Here is a 7,502-nt window from a genome sequence, read left to right as displayed (position 1 = left end):
CAGTTGACCGACGCGCGGGCGCCAAGCACCCCGGTGCCGTGCCCACCGGAACCGTGCCCACCGGCACCGTACGCACCCACGCCATACCCACCGGCCCCGTTCGCACCGGAGCCCGACCCGTCCGCACCGGGACCACCCGGGTGGAGAGCGCCGACGGCGCCGCCGGACGGGGGGACGGCCGTCGCGTAGACCCGCACCTCGGCCCCGGAACGCGGCGTCCACCGCAGGGCGACCTGCCCGTCCTCGGCGCCGACGACCAGGTCGGTGACCGGTCGCGGCCGGGTGAGCAGGCCGAATTCGGCCCGCGACCCCGAGGTGCGGGCGGCGCTGCCGTCGACGTCGGTGTACTCGACGAACACGCGGTAGCGGTAGCCCACACCGGGCAGCACGTCGGAGTCGAGGAAACTCCCGCCGGTCACCCGGGCCCGGCGCGGCGGGGCGGAGACCGACGAGTCGGGATCGACCGTGCGCTCGATCGTCACGGTGTCGGACGGCCCGCTCGGCCGCCAGGTGAGGCGGACCCCGGTCGGGGTCGCCTCGGCCCGTAGGTCGGCGACGTCCCGCACGGCGATGACCGGCGCGGTGCTGACCGGCCGGGAGCGCCGCTCGCCGGAGAGCGCGGTCACCTCGTGCCGGACCGGCGTCCACGGTGGGGCGCCCGCGTCGGCGAGCTCGGTGGAGCTGGTGGTGCCCAGGCCGCGCCGGGTGAGCTGCCCGGAGCCGGGGTCGACGGCGACCCGCTCCACCCGGTAGGTGACCGGGCCGGCCGAGGCGGACGGCCGCCAGCGCAGCAGGACCGCGTCGTCGGCCAGCACGGAGGTCAGATCGGTCGGTGGCTGCAGCGGCAGAGCAGCGAGAGCGCGCAGCGCGTCCGCGCTGTCGACGGCGGTGGCGAGCACGGCGACCAGCGCGGCCTCCTGCTGCTCGGACGGCAGGCCGCGGGCGGCCTCGACCCGGCGCCGGATGACGGCCTGTTGCGCGGTCAGCTCGCCGAGCACCTCGGCCGGCGGGCGGCCGTCCGGCCCGGGGACGTCCGCCGCGCGGGCGACCAGCCAGCGGGCGCGTTCCACCGCGGCGTCGGAGCGCAGGGTGGAGCGTTCCTCCGCCAGTGCCCGCCAGCCCGCCTCGGCGGCGCCGAGCCCGGCCCGGACGAGCGACTCCAGCTCGTCGGCGGCCTCCGCCGTCCCGTTGCCGGCCCCCGAGCCGGCGGCCGCGACGGCCGCGCGCACCCGGGCGAGGCCGTCGCTCGCCTCGCGGGGGCGGCCGGCCTCCAGCGCCTGGCGCACGGCGGCGAGCGCGTCGCCGGCAGCCCGGACCTGGCGCAGGCTGTACCCGCAGCGCCGGCAGGTCACGGCGGCGGCCTCGGTGAGCGAGGCGCACCCGGGGCAGGTGGTGTAGAGCCCCGCGTCGCAGTACCGGCAGGTCCGCGAGCCGCCGACCGGCTCGGGACGTCCACAGCCGGGGCACAGCACGTAGTCGACGGCGCCGCCGGTGCTGACCGCGGCGCCCAGGTTGCGGGCGATGCCCAGGATGACCGTCTTCGCCTGCTCGGCGCCCAGCCCGCGGCCGGCGGCCAGGGCGGCCCGGACGAGCCCCTCGTAGGCGACCGCCGTCAGCTCGCCGTCGAGCACGACGTGCTCCTCGACGATCGGGCGGAGCTCGTCTGCGACATCGGCGAGCAGACCCGCGGTGTACGCCGCCGGGTCACTCTCGACCAGCCGGGAGCGCACCATGGCCAGCAGGTCGGCCGTCAGCGTCTTCTCGCGGTCGTGCGGGCGCCGGGCGTTGCCGGCCGCCACCGCCTCCCAGGCGGAGCGGATGCGGTCCGGCCCGGCGTCGGGCGGCAGACCGAGGAAGTCCCACAGGGAGGCGGTGCCGGCCCGGTCTCCGCCGCGCAGGACGCGCAGGTCCTCCAGCCGCTGCCGGATCTGGCTGCGGACCTCGGGGGCGAGCGCCTCGACGCCGGCGCCGCCGCCGTCCGCGATGATGACCTCGCGGCCCAGCCGGGCGTCGAACTCGGCCCCGGTCACCCCGGCCGCGGCCGCGAGGCGGCGCAGGCCGGCGACCCTGGAGGCCGGGATGCCACCAAAACGATCACGCAGTGTGACGAGGTAGCCGTCGACCTTGGCGAGCCGCTCGGCGTCGCCGTTGCGCCGGGCATCGAGGACGGTGTGCCGCAGGCGGGCCCGGGCGTCGCCGTCGAGCAGCGGCGCCTCCCACTCGCCGCGGCGGCGCACCAGCTCGGTGGCCAGCGCCGCGTACTTCGCCGAGTTGCGCTCACGCTGCAGGAACGCCATCACCCGGGCGAGCTGCGCGGCGACCTCGGAGTCGGTGTGCTCGAGCAGCGGATCAAGGTCCGCGACCAGGTAGGGGTCGGCCGTGTCCACCGGGGTCCGGGCACGCAGCGGCGCCAGGACCCGTCGCCGGTAGCCGCTGCCGTCGAACGCCGCGCTCACCGTTTCACCCTCGTTCCGCCACCGCCCGCACGCCCGGGCACACCCGCTCCAGGTCGAGGGTACGGATCTCGGCTCGGGCCGCGGTCACGGTGGTGCTCATCCCCGCGAGCACCACCGCCGCCCCGACGGAGATCAGTTCCGTTGCTTGAGGAGATTGACCTTGGCCGATTCCTCGGTCTTCATGCTCTCGCTGCCGACCCCGGCCTTGACCCGCAGGACAAGCGGCTCGGAGGCGCCCACATGGGTGGCGGTGACCTGGATGGTCTGGTCCCGGCCCATCTCGAAGGTGACCTCGACCGGTGTCCCGCGGGGATGACCGGCCGGGATGCCACTGATCGCGCCGGCCACGATCACCTTGTTGTCCTCGATGCGCGTCGACTCGACGCCGGTGCCCTGCTCGAAGACCCGGATGTCGACCTCGGACTGGTCGTCGGAGATCGTGTAGAACGTGCGCTTCACCTGGATCGGCAGGGCGTCGTTCTGGTGGGCCAGAAATGCCGCCACCGCGCTGCCGCGATCTTCCGCGAAGATCCCGAAGCCACGCGAGGTGACATCCGTCACGCGGGTGCGCACGAGGTCGACCACCGACGAGGTCGTCAGCCCGGCGGCGGACGCGCTCGCGGCGGCGGCGACCTCAAGGTCACCGGTCGCGGCCGCGTCGAGCTGCTGGTCCGGACGCAGCCGTCCGCTGGCCACCAGCTCCGCGCGGACCTCGCGCTCCAGCGCCTTCTTCTGCCCGTAGACCGCCGCGCCCTTGGCGACGGCGAGGTCCGGGTCGACCAGCCGGCAGGTGAGCCCGAAGGTCTCCCCCAGCCGGCGGGCGACCGCGGGCAGCTTGCTCATCCCGCCGACGAGGAGACAGAGGTCGATCTTGTCGACGCCCTTCTCCTTGGCCCGCTGCAGGACCGCGCCGGTGAGGTCGATCGTGCGCTGCAGCAGCGGCCCGGTGATCTCCTCCAGCGTCGCCCGGGTCACCGGCACGCTGCTCCGTCGCCCGCCGTGCATCACCAGGACGTCCACGCTCTCCCGCCCGGACAGCGCGAGCTTGGCGTCCTCGGCCGCGGTGAGCAGCTCCTGCTCGTCGTGGACGTCGTCGAGCGGGTCACCGGCGTCCGGCTGCTCCTGGACGAACTTCTGCGCCAGGTAGCGGACGATCTCGTTGTCCCAGTCGGCGCCGCCGAGCTCGTGGTCGCCGTCCGTGGCCACCACGGTGATGTCGTTCTCGCTGAGCCGGATCACCGTCGTGTCGAACGTGCCGCCGCCGAGGTCGTAGACGAGCACCGTCGAGGTGGACTGGCCGTCCTGGGCGAACCCGTAGGCGAACGCCGCCGCGGTCGGCTCGTTGATGATGTCGACGACGTTGAGGCCGGCGAGCTCGCCGGCGAGCTTGGTCGCCTTGCGCTCCTCGTCACCGAAGTAGGCCGGGACGGTGATGACCACGTCCGTCACCGGGGTCCCGGTCGCCCGCTGCGCGTCCGCGGCCAGTGCCTTGAGCACCAGGCTGGACACCGACGCGGCGCTGTACTCGACGTCGTACGCCACGAACCGCCAGTCCGAGGCGCCCATGTGCCGCTTGACGAGCCGCGCGACGTCGTCCGGGCGGATGCGCGCCTGACGCTTGGCCTGGGTGCCGACCACGAACGACGTCGAGCCACCGCCGCCGGACGCACCGGCCACCGCCCCTGCCGTGCCGGCCGTGCCGCCTTCCGCGCCGCCCGGGCCACCGGCGGCCACGCCGTCGAAGAGGACCACCGAGGGGGTCGTCGGCTGTGACTCGATGTTGCGGATCACGTCCGGGCGGCCGTACTCGTCGACCTGGGCGATACACGAGTAGGTGGTGCCCAGGTCGATTCCGAACACCTTGGTGCCTGCCACCGTCTGATCTTCCCTTCACCTGACGACTGCTGCGGCCGGCAGACCACGACCGGCGACGCCCCCACCCGGCCGGCTTACGTGCCACCGGCTCCGCCGCCGGCGGCGTGCGCGCCGGCATCTGCCTCATGATGATGACGCGCGCGTGCCGGGCCGTCGGAGCCGGCCGTCCCCCGGGCCGTCCCACCCCGCCGGAACGCCCGGTCGGGACGCCTGGTCAGAAGGCCCGGTAGACCTCGGTCTCGGCAGGTCGGACGACCATGGACTCCCCGCGGACGAAGCCGGGACGAACCGTCCGGGCGACCGTTCCCTCCAGCGCCGGATCGTCGGTGCCGACCCGGCGGACCCCCAGCGACCGCCCCGGATCGAACGGGTCGCCGGCCGCCGGCGCGTAGGGACGGACGTCCGCGGCCAGGTCCAGGATCTGGAGCAGCTGCTTGCGCAGGATCCCGGCGACGCTCTGGGCGTCCTCGGCACCGAGGCTGCTCATCTGGTCGTACAGCCGGACCAGCCCGCGCAGCAGCGGGGTCATCGCCTCGGTCAGCTCACCGCCGCGCAGCCGGCCGTTCTCCGCGTGCAGGCGGTCGACCAGCTCGGCGTCGTGGCGGCGCAGGCGGACGAGCTCGTCCACCCGATCGGCGAGGCGTTCCAGCACCTGCCGGTCGACCAGCGCCGCGGCGGACACGTCCACTCCGGCTCCGTTCATGACGGCTCCGTTCAAAGCGCCGTCCACGGCGGCGGCCGGCGGGGCCTCGTCCGACGGGACCGCGCCGGTCACGGCCGGGCCATCGGTGTCCCCCACCGCCAGGCCCACCGGGACCGCGGCGGACGGCACGACCCCGGCACCCACCGAAACGGCGCCCGCCGGCCCAGCGCCGGCTGACCCAGCGCCGGCCGGAACGGTGCCGGCCGGAACGGTGCCCGCCGGCATGGTCTGCGCGGGCACGGCGTCCGCGCCCGATCCGTCGATCACGTCCGCGTCGGCCGGCCGGCCGGTGCCGTCGAACGGCCCCCGCTCGAAACCGAGGCCGAGGCCGGTGCCCGGCGGTGGTGCGCCCAGCGCCTGCGCGCCGGCCCCGTCCGCCGTCCTGCCGGTGCCTGCCTCGTCTCCTGTCAGGAGATCGTCTCCCGTCAGGAGGTCATCGAACGCCACAACATCATCGGAGGCCGACAGATCACCGGACGCGACGACGTCGTCGGGCTCCAGCAGCTCGCCGGACGCCACGACCTCGCCCGCCACGACCTTGCCCGCCGCGCTATCGCCCGCCGCGGCATTGTCCGGCACAACACTGCCCGGCACGATGTCGCCCGCCACGACGTCGCCTGTCGCCACGACATCGCCGGCCGCCACGGCGTCGTCCGCCAGGTGGCCACCCGGTGTCGGGAGGTCACCCGGCACGAGGACGTCCACCCGGTCCCGCGCGGCGAAGACGTGCTCCGCTGCCGGGTAGTTCCCGATCGGGTCCCCGGCGTCGTCGAGCTGGCCGGGGACGCGGCCGGCGGGGGCGTCCCCGGCATGCCGGTCGGACGCGCTCCCGCCGAGGATCTCGTAGTCGAGCAGGTCGAACTCGTCCCGACGGCTGGCGGGACGGGCCCCCGTCGAGTCCCCGCCGTCCCCGGCCGGGGCGTCCGGCATGCCGGCGGGCTCGGTCGACTGGCGCACGTAGCGCCGGAAGAAATCAATCTTCTGCGCGGGCATCGGCGGCAGCTCGGCACCGCCGCGATCGCCGGCTCCGTCGTAGCCGGCGGCGGCTGTGTACTCACCGTCGCCGGAGTAGCCGGTGTCCCCGCCGTAGCCGGTTCCGCCGCCGGGCGCGAAAGCGGTGCCGCGGCCGGCATCGGCCTTCGCCTCGTAGGCGGCGCCACCCGCGTAGCCCGCATCATCGGTGTAGTCGGCGCCACCGGCGTAGGCGGCGTCGCGCCGGTATGCCGGGCCGTCGGGGAAGTCGCCCTCGCGTTCGTACCGGTCGGACCCGCGGGCGTACGGCGCGGCATCCGGGTAGCCCTCGCCACCGGCACGCGGGCCGTCCCCCGAGTACTCCTCGTCACCGGCGAACGTCGTGTCCCTCGGGTACTCCGCATCTCCCGAGAACTGGGAGTCGCCCGAGAACCGCGGGTCGTCCGAGAACTGGGAGTCGTTTGAGAACCGCGGGTCGTCCGGGTACCGCGCCTCCCCCACGAACCGCGCGTCACCTTCAGTGAACCGCACGTCACCGGAGTACTCGGCGTCGCCGGAGTACTGCGCACCGGCCGGGTAATCGGCCTCGGCGACGTACTCCGGCGTACCGGGGCCGTCCGGGACGAACTCCGGGTCGCGGGCGTATCCCGGCGTGCCGGCATACGCCGCGGCACCGCCGCCGTCCCCGGCGTACCGGGGCTCGCCCCGGTAGCCGCCGTCGTCGGGATAGCCGCGAGCGGCGTTGTAGCTGGTCCGGCGCGGGAGCGGGGGCTCGCCACCGCGGATGTAGTCCGCCTCGCCTGTGAAAACCGCCTCACCGGGGAAGCCGGGAGCGTCGGCGAACCCGTCACCGCCCGCGTACCGCGGCCCGCCCGGGTACCCGGGACCGCGGTCGTACTCGCCGTCGGCGGTCTCGGGCCGCCGGTAGCCGTCGCCCGCGTACCGGTCCTCGCCCTCCGGCCCGGACTCGTACGTGCTCTCCTCGTACCCGCCGCCGGCGTACCCGGGGTCGCCGTAGGCCTCGTCCGGGTAGGCGGAGCGGTAGCCCGCCTCCGGATCTCCCTCGCCGCGGTCCGGTGGGCCGTACCCGGCGCGCTCGTAGGTGTCCGGGGCGAATCCGCGACCGCCCCCGGCCGGCGCGCCCGCGCCACCGGAGTCGGAGCGCTCGCGCCCCGACCGGCCGCCCGGCAGCCGTGACACGTAGCCCCTGGGACGGAGGTACTCCCCGTCGCCCGGGTCGGTGCCGTCGTCCGTGTCGTACCAGGCGGACGTCCGCTCCGGCCCGTCCGACCGGGGCTCGCCCCGATCGTCCTCACCCTGCTCCCGGGTGTCGGGCAGCTCCTCGCCGGGCAGGTCCTCAGGGGCGAACCAGCGGTAACCACCGGCGCCGCCCCGGCCCTCGCCCGCCTCACCCGGGCCGCCGGAGCGGCCCGACCGGGAGGAACGCCGTGGCTGGAACATGGAGTAACGCCCCTCCCCGTCAGGCGGCGGCAACG

General features: G+C 75.3%; 2 protein-coding genes and 1 pseudogene. All 3 read right to left on the bottom strand.

The window, feature by feature from the left end; genetic code table 11:
• Positions 1–2,456 (bottom strand): annotated as a pseudogene (locus FMEAI12_RS35760) (zinc ribbon domain-containing protein); the annotation flags it as partial.
• Positions 2,457–2,588: 132 nt separating this feature from the next.
• Positions 2,589–4,331 carry an Hsp70 family protein gene (locus FMEAI12_RS35755; protein ID WP_112109413.1) on the bottom strand — a complete coding sequence of 581 codons (1,743 nt, stop codon included), beginning with the start codon at positions 4,329–4,331 and terminating at the stop codon, positions 2,589–2,591.
• Positions 4,332–4,545: 214 nt separating this feature from the next.
• A complete protein-coding gene (locus FMEAI12_RS39110; protein ID WP_235015147.1) occupies positions 4,546–7,467 on the bottom strand; it encodes a hypothetical protein in 2,922 nt (973 codons plus the stop codon).
• Between the last annotated feature and the right edge of the window lie 35 nt (positions 7,468–7,502).

Origin of the sequence: Parafrankia sp. Ea1.12 (assembly GCF_900465275.1) — a bacterium.
In the GTDB taxonomy this organism is placed as follows: domain Bacteria; phylum Actinomycetota; class Actinomycetes; order Frankiales; family Frankiaceae; genus Parafrankia; species Parafrankia soli.
The sequence above is the reverse complement of the archived record's forward strand: the minus strand, read 5'-3'. Positions and strand labels throughout refer to the sequence as shown.